The sequence below is a fragment of the Lactobacillus sp. UMNPBX12 genome (assembly GCF_002553955.1).
In the GTDB taxonomy this organism is placed as follows: domain Bacteria; phylum Bacillota; class Bacilli; order Lactobacillales; family Lactobacillaceae; genus Lactobacillus; species Lactobacillus crispatus.
Genome location: NZ_PCYY01000003.1, coordinates 93,999 through 107,261, shown reverse-complemented (window position 1 = coordinate 107,261; position 13,263 = coordinate 93,999). Strand labels below are relative to the sequence as shown.

The following is a 13,263-nucleotide window of genomic DNA, read 5'->3' as shown; positions in this document are numbered from 1 at the left end:
CCATCTGGGGAGTAATCGCATTGACTAACTCTTGCAGCTTAAGGGCTTAGCCAGCCCATTATTTTTATTTTGTTAACGCTAGTAAATTTAATACTGCATTGTCATCACGATCATTGCTATAGCCACATTCATAACAAATGTATTCATTATGCTTGGTGCCATGTTTTCTATTGCCCTGCAGAGTAATTTTGTCTGCACCAGTTTTGACATAGCCACAATTGGCACATCTTTGTGTTGATGGATATGTTTTATCAGCTAGAATTAATTCTTTGCCATACCATTCACACTTGTAAGTCAAGACTTGTCTAAACTTGCCAAATAGTGACCTTTGCATGCCTTTGGAAGCCACATGGGTCATCATCATTTGTTTGACATTCAAGTCTTCAATGACGATTTGGTCATAATTGTTTACAAGCTCAGTGGTAAATTTTTGCAAAAGATCATTCTGAATATTGGCTGCTTTGCGATAATCACGCTGAAGCTTGGTTCTCACTTGCAGGTAATTATTGCTTTGGCTTGCCGATTTACCGTTAACTCTTCTCTTTTTAGACAATACTCTTTGATAATGCTTGATTCGCTTGTACAGTTTCTGTAGTTTTGCTGGCAAAACATTAATCTTGCCTTCAGTGTAGTTGAAATGCCCAACGTTGACATCGATGGCGGTCTTTTTGCCAGTTTTAGCCTTTAGTCCAGCCTCTTCTTCATAGGAAAGGGCAGCGTAATAATGTCCTCTTTCTCTAAAGATGCTGGCAATTTTAACCTCTTCCATCTTTAATGCCTCGTATGCTGGAATATCAAACCAAGATTTAATCCCTCTAGGCTTATCTAATCTAAGCTTGCCATTAATTATCTTGGCGCGATCAGTTTTAAAGCCTTGACGTGGAGCTTTCTTAGATTTGAAATGCGGCTTGCCCCAATCAGGCTGGGTCTTGTCAAAGAAGTTCTTCCAAGCATTAGCCAGATCCTTGACTGCTAATTGCAGACAGCGAGCAGACAAAACAAATTGCCAATCAGCCTTGTTATTGACTAATTCATCCCGCACTCGATGCTCATTAGGACTAGGATTATTATCCTTGTCTAAAGTCCGAGCTTCATACATGTCTTGCCAGGTTGCTAAAGCTAGATTCCAGCAGTATCTGCGATAGTTACAAAGACGTTCAAGTTCTCTTTGCATTATCTTATTTGGCCTTAATTCGACTACCTGAGTTTTGATCATTTGTTTCACCTCCAATGCAAACATAAGTTTAGCAAAGGATGTAACAAAAACAAGCGAACAAAATATTAAATTTTTAGCAGCAGTTAATTTGCTTCTATGTTTTGCCTTTCTGAACAAATTACCTGTATCTTTTTCTATATTGCCATTAAATTCTATATTTCAGCTAACCATTTAATCCTCCTTTTTTTCAATTATATGGTAAAAAAAGTAAAATTTGAATAGGATAATAATTGAATACTTAGTTAAATAGTGAGAAGATCTTACTAGTACATTAGATTTATTAGGGAACATTATGGTAGCAATAGCTTTTTATTCAATTACTGGGCAAACGGAACGTTTTATTAAGAAAACTCAACTTTCGGCCCATCAAATCGACGATGCCAACCCTAAGTATGATATGGGAAAATCTTATATCTTAATCGTACCCTCATATCAGGACTTCATGATGGATTCAGTCGTTGATTTTTTAACGTATAAAGATAACAAAAAAAATATTATAGGGATTATCGGTTGTGGCAACCGAAACTTTAACGACCTCTTTGCTCAAACTGCCAAAAAGATCGCGGCAACATTGAAAGTGCCTATTTTGTATCTTTTGGAATTTAGTGGTACTAACCAAGATGTCAAAAATGTACGAAAAATCGTACACGATCTTTCTGCTGGTGAGAGTACTAAGCAAGTCCAAAAGCCTAAGGAATTACGTGGGAATATCAGCTTTTTGAGTGATTTTAGAGATTAAATATGACTGAAAAATATTACAAAGCAATTAACTGGAATGACATGGAGGACCGGGTTGACAAATCTGCTTGGTCCCGCCTGAATGATATTATCTGGGAACCCCGTAATGTTCCAGTTAGAGAAGATAAAAAAGAATTTTTACAATTAGACAAGCCGGTGCAAGATGCCTTGCTTCACGCATTCGGAGCACTATCTTTTTCATCTGGACTCCAAATGAAAAATGGGCTAGAGCAAATTAAGGTAGATGCCATCACACCAGAGGAAGCAGCTGTGCTGAATGCCTTGCAATATTTGGAATCTATTGCCAATAAAGGCTACAGCTACGTTATCAACGAGTTGACGGACTCAAATATAGCAAAAGACGTTATTAACTGGGCTGATGACAATCCTTACCTGCAAAAGAAGATTCGGATTTTGAATAAAATCTACCAAGGCGGGGATGCACTACAAAAGAAGGCAGCTAACGTTATCCTAGAGACAGCTCTCTATCATTCTGCCTTCTACGCTCCGCTTTATTTATTCGGACAAGGCAAAATGGTACGAACAGCTGAAATTGTTAAGTTAGCTTTACGTGGCACTTCATTTGGTGGAATTTATCCTGGTTACAAGTTCCGCTTAGGCTACCAAAAATTAGGTAAAACTGAGCAAGCAGAGCTAAAAGAATGGATCGATAACTTGTACGATATGCTAATTGATAATGAGAAGAAGCACATTGAGTTAATGTACAAGGGCACTGACTGGATCGATGATGTTACGCACTATCTCTACTACAGTGTCAACAAGGCCTACCTCAACCTAGGTTTTTCAGCCAAGTATCCTGACACTTCTGATTCAATCAACCCTATTATTGAAAAAGGGGTCATCAAGAGTGCAGTGCTTGAAGACTTCTTCTTCTACACTAACGATCAATCGCTGACTAAGTTTAAAGAAATTAAATAATTACAAAAGACGCAACCGAATTTTCGATTGCGTCTTTTCTTACTTCTTAGCAGTTTTCTTCGTTGTCTTTTTAGTAGCGGTTTTCTTTTCTGCTTCCTTTTTTTCAGGCTTCTTATATTCACGTATTGTGGTTAGCTTTTCAATAATTGCCTCCACCAGTTGATCAACAATCTTCGCTGGATCTTGTTCGATCTCTGCTTCACTGGCTAATTGATCAATTCTAAAGCCTGAAACATTAACGTATTCAGAGCGCGTTTCAAAGTAAACATTTAAAGGATATTCCTTACCCTCTTCAAAGAAGTTAGCAACTCGTTTGTAATTGCTATAAGGCAAATTGATAATATTTGTCTCCAAGGCAAAAGTAGCCGGCCGCTGACCCGTCACTGCTAGTTGCGTTTGGATCAATGAATTATGCTTAAAAGCAGCGATAACTTCCTTGACCATCTTTTCAGCATACGGCTTGATTTTGCTCTTCGACTTGCTAATGTCGGCATATTTAACTGTTTCAAGATCTTGAATATAATCTTGATTTTCAATTTTTTCGTTGAGATCTTTTAAATTAATTTCCAAAATAAACTTTCCTTTTTCATTGGTTATAATTACAAAATACTACAAAAAAATTTTTTGTCATCCTTTTTAAGGATTCAATTCAGTATTTTTAGCTTTTTATTTGTTAAAATGACACTATGAAAAAGCAAAAATTTGATCTTAAGTATTTATTTTTACTCATTCCCATTACGTTAATTCTCATTATAGGATTGATTTACCTTTTTAACAAAAATAAAATCGATAATGAAATTAATTGGATGACAATGAAGGAAGAACAGCGGCTCAATGTCCCGCTAGAAAATCAACTGCCCGATCTACCCAACGGCTGCGAGGTTACTAGCCTATCAATGTTACTGAATTACTATGACATTAAGGTTAACAAATATGATCTCGCCGATAATATTGCTCATGTTGATTCTTTCACCGTCAACGGTAAATATCGCGGCAACCCCAATCAAGGCTTTGTCGGCCATATGTCTGTCGCTAATGCTGGCTGGTGCGTTTATCACGGGCCTTTATTTGATGTTGCACGTAAATATACCAACCACATAGAAGATGCCTCTGGCAGCAATTTTTTAGCGATTCTCAAGTTAATCTCCGATGGGCATCCCGTGCTGATCATTACCACAACCACTTTTAATCATGTTAACAATATGCAAACATGGGAAACCAATACTGGTAAAGTCAACGTTACACCGTCATCACATGCCTGCGTGATCACGGGATACAACAAGCAAAAGAAGCTCGTCTATGTTAATAATCCTTACGGTATTAAAAACCAACCGGTTAATTGGCATAACTTAGAATTGAGTTATGACCAGCAAGGACGACAGGCACTTTACATCAAATAACAAAAAAGGGCAAGCCACGAAGGCTTGTCCTTTTAACTCAAGGCACATGCTCAAAGCATATGTGGACGTTTAAACTGTTCACATCAGTGCGTCCAACATCAGCACTTCCCGTGCTTGCCACTTAAGGCGGATGTCCTCTATCTCATAAATATACGCATCTCGCGTTCATTAATCGACTCGTCAGTCAGTAATTGTACTATTTTTTATGTTTGATGTACAGTCTAGCACTTTTAAAATGACGATATTTAAATTTATAAAAAACTTCAGTACACATAGTCGATAACATGAAACCTAAAGCAATAGCACCAGTAACAATTGCTACTCGTAGAAGCAAATTCTCTCCTTGACTATAATCCCCCACAACTAAAGCACGTACTGCTTGATAAGCAGGCACGCCCGGGACTAACGGTACTAAGGCAGGAATATTAAAGACCGTCACTGGACTTTTTTTAATGCGTGCAAAACACAAGCCCAAAATACCTATCAAAAAGGCGCCAATTAAATTTGAAATCATTCGCCCAAATCCCAAATTAAAGCAAGTCCAATATGCCATCCAGCCCACTGTGCCACTGACTCCTGACAGGTGAAGATCGCGATGAGGTATATTAATAGTTAATGCAAAACCCACCGAAGCTACATAAGAAAAAATGACATTAATAATAATTTCTAACCAAAGTGGCATTTTTATACTCCTATGAATTTAAGTACAAGTGCAACTCCACCGCCTAAAGCTAAAGCGGTTAACACAGCCTCGCACATTCGCATAATCCCTGATAATAAATCTCCCATGAATAGATCTCGCAAAGCATTAGTAATTGCCAAGCCTGGGACTAAAGTCATCAGAGCGCCGATCAAAATATTATCAGTAATCATTTGTGGATTAAAATGATTGAGTAATACTGCCAAGATCCCCATGACCATTGCTGCAATTAGCTCTGATAAAAAACGAATCTTAGTATATTTTTTAAACTCATAATACGACCAAAAACCAACAGCCCCTACTAAGGCAGCACCTGGGAAATCAACCCAGTCGTAATTATCCATAAACAAAACCATCAAGGTAGCAGACAATACAGCAGCTCCCAATACCTGGAGCCACATTGGGAAAGTAGGTGCTTGTGATACTAAAGCAATCTTTTCTTTTAATTCAGAAAGAGTGATTTTTTCAACTGCAAATTGGCGCGACAAGTCATTAACCCGGTCTACTAATTCCAAATTGATGTTGCGATCACGAATTTGTTTCATCTGACTCAGCTTGCCACCATCTAAGCTCATGAAAACACAGGTTGGCGTCGCAAAGACACGCGGATCATCAATTCCGGCATTGCGAGCAATTCTGAGCATTGTATCTTCTACCCGATACATTTCGCTCCCGCCTTCGATCATTAGTCGGCCCGCAGTTAAACAAATATCCATTACTTCTTGATAAAATTGGACATCCCGCTTCTCAGACATAGTTTTAGCCTCAGTTCATAGTTTCAATATCGATGGTCTTGTCGACCCAATCACCGCGGAAAAAGTCACGTTCGTGACTAACAATAATGACTCCGCCTGGGAAGTTAACAATCGCTTTTCTCAAAGCATCCTTGGTATCGTTATCCAAGTGATTAGTAGGTTCATCAAGGAAAAGCAAATTAGCTGGTTCAAACTGCATCTTAGCTAATTTTACTTTTTCCTGTTCCCCACCAGAAAGTTCCTTTAGCGGACTCATTGCTTGTTGTGCAGTTAAGCCCATGCGTGCCAGCGCTTGTCGCAATTCCTTTGGCTTTTTGCGTTCAAATTCTTCTTGTAAATATTGGAGTGGAGTCATGTTGCTATTAGGCCAGGTTAGATCTTGCTTGAAGTAAGCCAACTTTGCAGTAACAGATAACTCATATGAACCATAAATTGGCTTTAATTGCCCTAACAATGTCTTAAGCAAGGTAGTCTTACCAATTCCGTTAAAACCAGTAATCGCCACTTTTTCATCCCCACCAACAGAGAAATTGAAGGCTGACTTGACCAAAGCATGGTCGTAACCGATGACCAAATCTTGCGTCTGTAGCAACAAATTAGAAGCAGTCGCAACATATGGAAATTCAAAGCGTGCCTTGCGGTTGTTTTTTGGCGGTGTTAAAACATCCATCCGCGCCAGCTGCTTTTCCCGTGACTTAGCACTCTTAGCACGTGTACCCGCCTTGTTCTTGCGAATATAGGCCTCAGTCTTAGCAATCTTGCGTTGCTGGTTAGCATAAGCCTTCAAGTAGGTCTCACGGTTGGCTGCTTTTTGCCGCAAGGCTTGCTTCAACGTTCCTGTATAACGGGTAATTGTGCCAAAATCGATATCGATAATGCAGTTAGTGATTCGGCCTAAAAAGTCATAGTCATGGCTGACCACGATAAACGCACCATCAAAATTATTCAAATAATCAACTAACCAATCAATGTGAGAGACATCCAGATAGTTAGTCGGTTCATCTAGTACCAAGACATCTGGACTTTGCAAAAGTAATTTAGCCAAAATAATTTTTGAGCGCTGACCACCAGATAACTTTGAAACATCATGGTCATAGCCCAGATCGGCTAAGCCCAACCCTGACGCAACCTGTTCAATCTCAGTATCAATGTCATAAAAATTATTTTCTTCTAAATAAGTCTGTACCTTGCCGGCTTTTTCTAACAGGGCTTCGTCCCCGTTTTCGGCATATTTGGCATACAGATCATTCAACTCTTTTTCTTCTTGAAATAAATGATCAAACGCCGTCCGCAAAAAGCCACGGATAGTCACACCAGGTGCCAATTTAGCATACTGGTCCAAATAACCAACATCAATTTTATTTTGCCAAGTTACTTGACCATCATCGGGCAAAATTTCACCCGTTAAAATCTTAATTAACGTTGACTTACCAACACCATTTTGACCAGTAACCCCCATATGGTCTTCTTTGTTAAGCACAAAGTTGGCATCTTCATATAAAGTTTTATCAATAAAACTCTGACTTAAATCTTTAACAGTTAATAAACTCATTTTTCATCCCCTATTATTTAGCTGATTCATGTTCTTTTTCATAATTTTGAAGTGCATCAAGAACACGAGGCCAATAGCGCTTAGGCAAAATTAATTGCAAATGGTCGTGATAAATTGGAAAATCACTGGCCTTCATACCGGTGATTTTAGCCAATTCTTGGTCGGTCAGCTTATATTTATAAACAATGCGCTTAATTTCGACTGAAGCATGTCCTCTGAAATAAGACAAGCCGAAGAAAAAGATGGCAAAAACACCAGCTAGAATAATTGCTAGCTGCAAATTCATTCTAAAGCTGTGCAAGCAAATAAAAAATACGGCAATAAAAGAAATTAGAGCTGAAATTATGCCGTAAATAACTGGAAATATTGATTCTTTTTCTTTCTTTTGCATAATCTTTTCCTTCCTAATTGAGACCTAGTAACTTTACGAACTTAGCAAAAATTGTTAAAGTTTGCAAGATACGACGTTTTCATTATTTTTTACATAAGTTAAGTATACTTAGCAAAAATGAAATTGCACGAAGAAAGAAGAAAAATGAGCCAAGAAAAGCAAAAATACTATTTTTTCCCACTTCGTTTTCAACAACAGGACTTAAAGATTGAACTAGTTTTACCTCAAATTACGCAAGCTGAGGCACTTTATCAAGCTGTTGTCCGCGATCGAAAGCAATTAGGTCAATGGCTAGCCTGGGCTGATCAAATGCACTCAGCTAACGATGAAGCAAAATTTATTAAGCAAATTCAAACCAAAATGTCCCAGCAGACGATGCTCGTGCTCACTATTTTAGTCAATGGCGAACCTAGCGGCATGATCGACTTGCATAAGCTAGTGCCAAATAAAAAAGCCGAGATTGGCTATTGGCTTGCTAGCAAGTATCAAGGCCGCGGCATTGTTACTAAGAGTGTAACGGCGTTATGCCAATATGCCTTTAGTGAATTGAACTTGCAATACATTGATCTGCTCGTTGCCGTTGGCAATGACAAGAGCAGCAATGTCGCAAAGCGTTGCGGTTTTAAATTAATGGGGATTGAGCCAAAATTAATTAATGGCTATGACGGCCAAATTTTTAGATTAATTCGACGTTAAAACTACTTTGTTCGCTTGTCATTGCGTTAAATATTAGGTAAACTAATAAAACAAGTGTTTGGAATCTTAATACTTTACTACCAAAACAAACTCAAATATAATTATGTTATACGATGCTTAGCATCAATGAGTGGTCGGCTCATGGTCAATCTGATTCTAATGCAGGACATAAGGGCCTGACGGGTCGCAGGGACCAAAATAAACCTGATATTATATATCTAAGACATAAGGGCTTAGCTGGTGGCAGACACCAAAATTAAACCGACTTAAGAGTTCACGAGTTTGTGAACTCTTTTTTATTGGAGAAAAAAGAGATGAATCGCAACTTATTTAAAAACGCAAATTTAAAAGAAATCGGACAATTACGTCGTTATATGTCGATTATTTATGATAATGCTGACTTTTACAGCAAACACTTTGTAAACAAAACCATTATCTACACTACTAAGAATAAAAAAATCGAACTTACTGCTAGAAGAGATAATTTTATGCATTTGTGTGGAGTAGCGTATATCGACGGTCCAAGAAAATTTTTTAATGATGCATTAGATCAAAAAATACTTATAAAAAAAGATGGGTCTACCTTTCAAAAATTACAAATTATGAATCAATTTCAAGAAATGCTTGGACCACATTTAAGATTAACAGGACGCAGTAATTTTACATATTTAAAATTTGATCACTCTATACGTACCAACAAAAGCATACTAGCTCTTGCACTATTAAATAATCAAAACTACATGATACCTATCTCTTTATTAAATCTAAAATTTATTCATCCTTTTCCAAATGGAGAAAAAATAATAAAAATAGAATCTCAAGATCTAAAAACTGGTAAAATTACTATTCTCAACTAAAACCAACCAGTCAGATCTTTAATAATGAAAAAGATAATTGGAACTAACAATGATGGTAAAAAATTTAGCGTTTTGACATCACGAATTTTTAATAAGGCCAAGCCAGAGCAGGCAATCAAAAAACCACCAACAATAGAAATCTCGGTTACCAGTGGACCCGTGAAAAAGCTAGCCGACAGAAATTTAGCAACCAAGTAAATACTACCCTGCCAGCAAAATAGCACTGGAGCAACAACGAGCATCCCCCAGCCAAAGCTTGCGCCAAAAACCATCGAGGTCACAAAATCCAACGTTGCATTAGTAAACAACATCGTATAGTCACCCTTAACTGCGGCAATTACTGGTCCCACAATTGACAAGGCACCAATACAACAAAGCAAAATTTCGGTGGCCAGACCTTTGCCTAAGTTTGATTTGCCCGTCTTTTCTACTAAGCGATCAAAATGACCAGAAATATCCCAAGCCGTGCCGCATAAACCACCAAGGGCTAAGCTGACAATAAATAAAACCGGATAATGACTCTTGGGCATATTATTAGTGACATTTTCCCAGCCAATTCCTAGAGCTGCCAACCCCATCGCAATAAAGAGCACATCTTCAAATCGTTTGTTGATTCCTTTTTTCAAAAAACAGCCAATACTAGTTCCTACTAATAAAGCCAATGTATTTACAATTGTTCCAATCATCCTTCTCACCTCTTAAGCTTATTTTACCGCAGAAAAAAAGTATCCTTGTCGGATACTTTTTCTATTTACCAGTGAAAATGCCAACCACTGCTTGATGATGAACTTGAACTAGACGAACTGCCCGTTCCTTTTCCTTCACCATAGCCAGAATTAGAACCGCCGGCTGGCTTATCCTGATTTTGATCATAAATTTGATAATTCGTAAAGGCTTGCGGATCATCCCACTTAATGTGGTTATTTTGATCATTTAATTCATTTTGCCGCGTTTCTTCGTTGTTCAACGTTTGCGTTGGCAAGTTCAAGTTCTTGCGCACACGATCAGAAGTCTTTTGCAATTCCTTAGTTGAAGCAACTTGAATCGAAGAACCATCAATCCAGGCATCATGACCTTGAATATAGCTGCTCTTCATATTTTTCATACAGCCACGATAATTCAACGCCAAGCTTAACATATCGTTGAAGGTCAAATTAGTTTTCACATACTTATTAAAAACATCAACTAGCTTGCGGTAATTACTGATGGTATTAACTGACATGGCCTTGTGGGCAATTGCCTCAATTACTTGACGCTGGCGCATCTGACGACCATAGTCACCACGTGGGTCTTCTTTTCTCATTCGAACATAAGCCACCGCGTGCCGTCCATTTAAATGCTGCTTGCCTTTGTGGAAATCACACCAGTCATACGAGAAGTCAAACGGCACATTCACGTCAACACCGCCAACTGCATTAACTAAGCTCTTCAATGCCTTCATATTAACTTCAAGATAATAGTTGATTGGCACATTAAGCATGGACGAGACCGTCTTCATACTTGCTTCGTGTCCGCCAATTTCATAAGCAGAGTTCACCCGAAACATAAAGTATTTGTCGCCTGGATCGCCCTTAATATCTGCTAAAGTGTCACGTGGAATTGAGGTCATCGTTGCCGAGTTCTTTTGCGAATTAGCCGTTGCTAAAATCATGGTATCCGAATTTCCCCGATCATGCCGGCCTTCAATTCCTTGGTCAACTCCCAATACTAAAATTGAAATTGGCTGTCGATTAGCAATTTTAGCTGAAGTAGCAGTATTGCCGCCGTTTTTGCCATCAATCACGCTGTGAACAGTAAAATACATATGCGCTGTCCAGGCTACGCCGAAGCAAACAGCCAACAAGGCTACCACTCCAACTAGTCGAGCCAAGAAATTCCCTGGTCTTAACGCTGACGCATCTGCCGCAAATGCACGATTACGGTGAAGATTAAGCGATGAACGACGAGCACGATAATCTTCTCTTCGTTTTGGATTTTGGTCCATTCTTTTGATCTTTTCCCTTCGAAATTAATAGAAGTTAGTTTATTTGTATCACTTTTCGTCTCTAGATAAAATAAAAATACCGATAATTAATAATAACTTATTTTTTGCGAAAAATAGCATAACAAGCTAAGATGTATACAAATTGAAATAATTATGGAGGAAAATTATGGCGATACCAAACAGAAATGAAGTCCCAGAAGAACTTAAGTGGGATTTGACCCGAATTTTTAAAAATGATGAAGAATGGGAACAGGCCTATGCAGCTGCCCAAGAAAAAGTCGATCAACTCGGTGAATTAAAAGGCACATTAGCAAAATCTGGCAAGGATTTGTACGAAGGTTTAACCAAGATTTTGGCCGTTAAGCGCGAGGTGGAAAATATTTATGTTTATGCCACCATGTCCAGTGATGTTGATACGGCTAATTCACATTATCTAGGCTACGTCAGCCGAGTGCAAAGCTTAGCTAACCAATTTGAAGCCGCTACTAGTTTTATTAACCCAGAAATCTTGAGCATCCCTAGTGACAAGCTAGCTGAATTTAAGCAAGCTGAACCAAGATTAAAGAATTACGCTCACTACTTGGAAATGATTACTAATAAGCGCCCTCACACCCTGCCAGCTGAACAAGAAAAATTAATCGCTGACGCTGGGGATGCTTTGGGCGTTTCCGAAAATACTTTTAACGTTTTGACCAATTCCGACATGGAATACGGCTACGTCCAAGATGACGATGGCAATATGGAACAATTGTCCGACGGTTTGTACTCATTATTAATTCAATCACAAAACCGTGACGTCAGAAAAGGTGCTTTTGATACACTTTATACCACTTATGGACAGTTCCAAAATTCCTTGGCTTCAACTTTGTCTGGCGTTGTAAAAAAGCACAACTATAACGCACGTGTGCACAAGTATAATTCAGCTCGTGAAGCTGCTTTAGCCGATAATGGCGTACCCGTAGCAGTTTATGACACTTTAATCCAGGAAGTTGATTCACACCTAGACTTACTTCACCGTTATGTTGCGCTACGTAAAAAGATCTTAGGCCTGAAGGATCTGCAAATGTGGGACATGTATGTGCCACTAACCGGAAGACCTTCTCTTTCATACAATTTCGAAGAAGCAAAAGAGACAGCAAAAAAGGCTTTGGCTCCACTTGGTGAAGACTACTTGAAGCATGTTGACTATATTTTTAATAATCGTGTCATCGACCCAATAGAATCTAAAAACAAGGTAACTGGTGCCTACTCCGGTGGTGCTTATGATACCGATCCTTATGAGTTGCTCAACTGGGAAGATAACATCGATTCACTTTATACTTTAGTCCACGAAACCGGTCACTCTGTTCACTCCTGGTACACTCGCAATACTCAACCTTACGTTTACGGCGACTATCCAATCTTTGTGGCTGAAATTGCTTCAACTACTAATGAAAATATTTTGACCGAATATTTCTTAGACCACATTACCGATCCTAAGACGCGGGCCTTTATCTTAAATTACTACCTTGATTCATTTAAAGGTACTTTATTCCGTCAAACTCAATTTGCCGTGTTTGAACAATTCTTGCACGAAGCTGATGCTAAGGGAGAACCACTGACTGCTGACACTTTAGACGACGTTTACGGTCAAATTAATCAGCATTACTACGGAGATAGCGTTGAACCAGGCGGCGACATTGCGCTTGAATGGTCACGAATTCCACACTTCTACTACAATTTCTATGTGTACCAATATGCGACTGGCTTTGCGGCTGCAACGGCATTAGCAAACAAGGTGGTTCATGGAACGCCTGCTGAGAGGGATGCCTACCTTGGCTTCCTTAAAGCTGGTTCAAGTGATTACCCAACTGAGATCATGAAGCGTGCTGGCGTAGACATGACCAAGCCAGACTACTTGGAGGATGCATTCAAGACTTTTGAAAAGCGGTTGAATGAATTTGAGAATTTGATTGAGAAGTAAATAATCGCGCTCATATAAAAATAATCGATATCATTTCGTGAGATTTGATATCGATTTTTTGTTGATGATCTT

General features: G+C 38.7%; 14 protein-coding genes. 6 read left to right on the top strand and 8 right to left on the bottom strand.

Annotated elements, in window-relative coordinates:
- Positions 1–64: 64 nt before the first annotated feature.
- On the bottom strand, positions 65–1,216 hold the full coding sequence (locus CP363_RS02350) for an RNA-guided endonuclease TnpB family protein (RefSeq protein WP_098035769.1): 1,152 nt from the start codon (positions 1,214–1,216) through the stop codon (positions 65–67).
- Between the two features lie 292 nt (positions 1,217–1,508).
- On the opposite strand from CP363_RS02350, the gene nrdI reads away from it, so the two are divergent.
- Positions 1,509–1,955 (top strand): class Ib ribonucleoside-diphosphate reductase assembly flavoprotein NrdI, encoded by a 447-nt coding sequence (gene nrdI, locus CP363_RS02345; RefSeq protein WP_023488188.1) that lies wholly within the window; start codon positions 1,509–1,511, stop codon positions 1,953–1,955.
- A 2-nt stretch (positions 1,956–1,957) separates the two neighbouring features.
- Positions 1,958–2,893, top strand: coding sequence for a ribonucleotide-diphosphate reductase subunit beta (locus tag CP363_RS02340; RefSeq protein WP_098035768.1), 936 nt, complete (start codon positions 1,958–1,960; stop codon positions 2,891–2,893).
- Positions 2,894–2,932: 39 nt separating this feature from the next.
- On the opposite strand, the gene CP363_RS02335 is transcribed toward CP363_RS02340, so the two are convergent.
- Positions 2,933–3,463 carry a hypothetical protein gene (locus CP363_RS02335; protein ID WP_035443227.1) on the bottom strand — a complete coding sequence of 177 codons (531 nt, stop codon included), beginning with the start codon at positions 3,461–3,463 and terminating at the stop codon, positions 2,933–2,935.
- A 116-nt stretch (positions 3,464–3,579) separates the two neighbouring features.
- Between CP363_RS02335 and CP363_RS02330 the strand changes: the two genes are divergently transcribed.
- A complete protein-coding gene (locus CP363_RS02330) occupies positions 3,580–4,293 on the top strand; it encodes a C39 family peptidase (protein WP_098035767.1) in 714 nt (237 codons plus the stop codon).
- A 196-nt stretch (positions 4,294–4,489) separates the two neighbouring features.
- On the opposite strand, the gene CP363_RS02325 is transcribed toward CP363_RS02330, so the two are convergent.
- From CP363_RS02325 to CP363_RS02310, 4 genes are read right to left on the bottom strand one after another with little or no spacing between them, the layout of a single operon-like run.
- A complete protein-coding gene (locus tag CP363_RS02325; RefSeq protein ID WP_061205119.1) occupies positions 4,490–4,975 on the bottom strand; it encodes a threonine/serine exporter family protein in 486 nt (161 codons plus the stop codon).
- Positions 4,976–4,977: 2 nt separating this feature from the next.
- The gene (locus CP363_RS02320; protein WP_013086907.1) at positions 4,978–5,748 is read right to left on the bottom strand and encodes a threonine/serine exporter family protein; all 771 of its coding nucleotides are present in this window, start codon (positions 5,746–5,748) and stop codon (positions 4,978–4,980) included.
- A 10-nt stretch (positions 5,749–5,758) separates the two neighbouring features.
- A complete protein-coding gene (locus CP363_RS02315; protein ID WP_098035766.1) occupies positions 5,759–7,300 on the bottom strand; it encodes an ABC-F family ATP-binding cassette domain-containing protein in 1,542 nt (513 codons plus the stop codon).
- A gap of 13 nt (positions 7,301–7,313) precedes the next feature.
- The gene (locus tag CP363_RS02310) at positions 7,314–7,691 is read right to left on the bottom strand and encodes a hypothetical protein (RefSeq protein ID WP_098035765.1); all 378 of its coding nucleotides are present in this window, start codon (positions 7,689–7,691) and stop codon (positions 7,314–7,316) included.
- Positions 7,692–7,835: 144 nt separating this feature from the next.
- Between CP363_RS02310 and CP363_RS02305 the strand changes: the two genes are divergently transcribed.
- Positions 7,836–8,387, top strand: a complete 552-nt coding sequence (locus tag CP363_RS02305; protein WP_005722451.1) for a GNAT family N-acetyltransferase — start codon at positions 7,836–7,838, stop codon at positions 8,385–8,387.
- Between the two features lie 314 nt (positions 8,388–8,701).
- Positions 8,702–9,244, top strand: a complete 543-nt coding sequence (locus CP363_RS02300) for a PBECR4 domain-containing protein (protein WP_233187123.1) — start codon at positions 8,702–8,704, stop codon at positions 9,242–9,244.
- Here the strand turns inward: CP363_RS02300 and CP363_RS02295 are convergent.
- Both CP363_RS02295 and CP363_RS02290 read right to left on the bottom strand, forming a co-directional pair.
- Complete coding sequence (locus tag CP363_RS02295) at positions 9,241–9,930, bottom strand: DUF554 domain-containing protein (protein ID WP_060463889.1); 690 nt, start codon at positions 9,928–9,930, stop codon at positions 9,241–9,243. The two genes, CP363_RS02300 and CP363_RS02295, sit on opposite strands and share 4 nt — an antisense overlap.
- 65 nt (positions 9,931–9,995) lie before the next feature.
- Positions 9,996–11,228, bottom strand: coding sequence for an LCP family protein (locus CP363_RS02290; RefSeq protein ID WP_098035764.1), 1,233 nt, complete (start codon positions 11,226–11,228; stop codon positions 9,996–9,998).
- A gap of 166 nt (positions 11,229–11,394) precedes the next feature.
- Here CP363_RS02290 and pepF point away from each other — a divergent pair, with 166 nt between their 5' ends.
- A complete protein-coding gene (gene pepF / locus CP363_RS02285; protein WP_089151072.1) occupies positions 11,395–13,191 on the top strand; it encodes an oligoendopeptidase F in 1,797 nt (598 codons plus the stop codon).
- Positions 13,192–13,263: the final 72 nt, after the last annotated feature.

Bases quoted from the DNA above. Each gene is read 5' to 3' on its own strand.
- CP363_RS02350 (WP_098035769.1), bottom strand. From the start codon at position 1,216: ATGATCAAAACTCAGGTAGTCGAATTAAGGCCAAATAAGATAATGCAA.
- nrdI (WP_023488188.1), top strand. From the start codon at position 1,509: ATGGTAGCAATAGCTTTTTATTCAATTACTGGGCAAACGGAACGTTTT.
- CP363_RS02340 (WP_098035768.1), top strand. From the start codon at position 1,958: ATGACTGAAAAATATTACAAAGCAATTAACTGGAATGACATGGAGGAC.
- CP363_RS02330 (WP_098035767.1), top strand. From the start codon at position 3,580: ATGAAAAAGCAAAAATTTGATCTTAAGTATTTATTTTTACTCATTCCC.
- CP363_RS02325 (WP_061205119.1), bottom strand. From the start codon at position 4,975: ATGCCACTTTGGTTAGAAATTATTATTAATGTCATTTTTTCTTATGTA.
- CP363_RS02320 (WP_013086907.1), bottom strand. From the start codon at position 5,748: ATGTCTGAGAAGCGGGATGTCCAATTTTATCAAGAAGTAATGGATATT.
- CP363_RS02315 (WP_098035766.1), bottom strand. From the start codon at position 7,300: ATGAGTTTATTAACTGTTAAAGATTTAAGTCAGAGTTTTATTGATAAA.
- CP363_RS02310 (WP_098035765.1), bottom strand. From the start codon at position 7,691: ATGCAAAAGAAAGAAAAAGAATCAATATTTCCAGTTATTTACGGCATA.
- CP363_RS02305 (WP_005722451.1), top strand. From the start codon at position 7,836: ATGAGCCAAGAAAAGCAAAAATACTATTTTTTCCCACTTCGTTTTCAA.
- CP363_RS02300 (WP_233187123.1), top strand. From the start codon at position 8,702: ATGAATCGCAACTTATTTAAAAACGCAAATTTAAAAGAAATCGGACAA.
- CP363_RS02295 (WP_060463889.1), bottom strand. From the start codon at position 9,930: ATGATTGGAACAATTGTAAATACATTGGCTTTATTAGTAGGAACTAGT.
- CP363_RS02290 (WP_098035764.1), bottom strand. From the start codon at position 11,228: ATGGACCAAAATCCAAAACGAAGAGAAGATTATCGTGCTCGTCGTTCA.
- pepF (WP_089151072.1), top strand. From the start codon at position 11,395: ATGGCGATACCAAACAGAAATGAAGTCCCAGAAGAACTTAAGTGGGAT.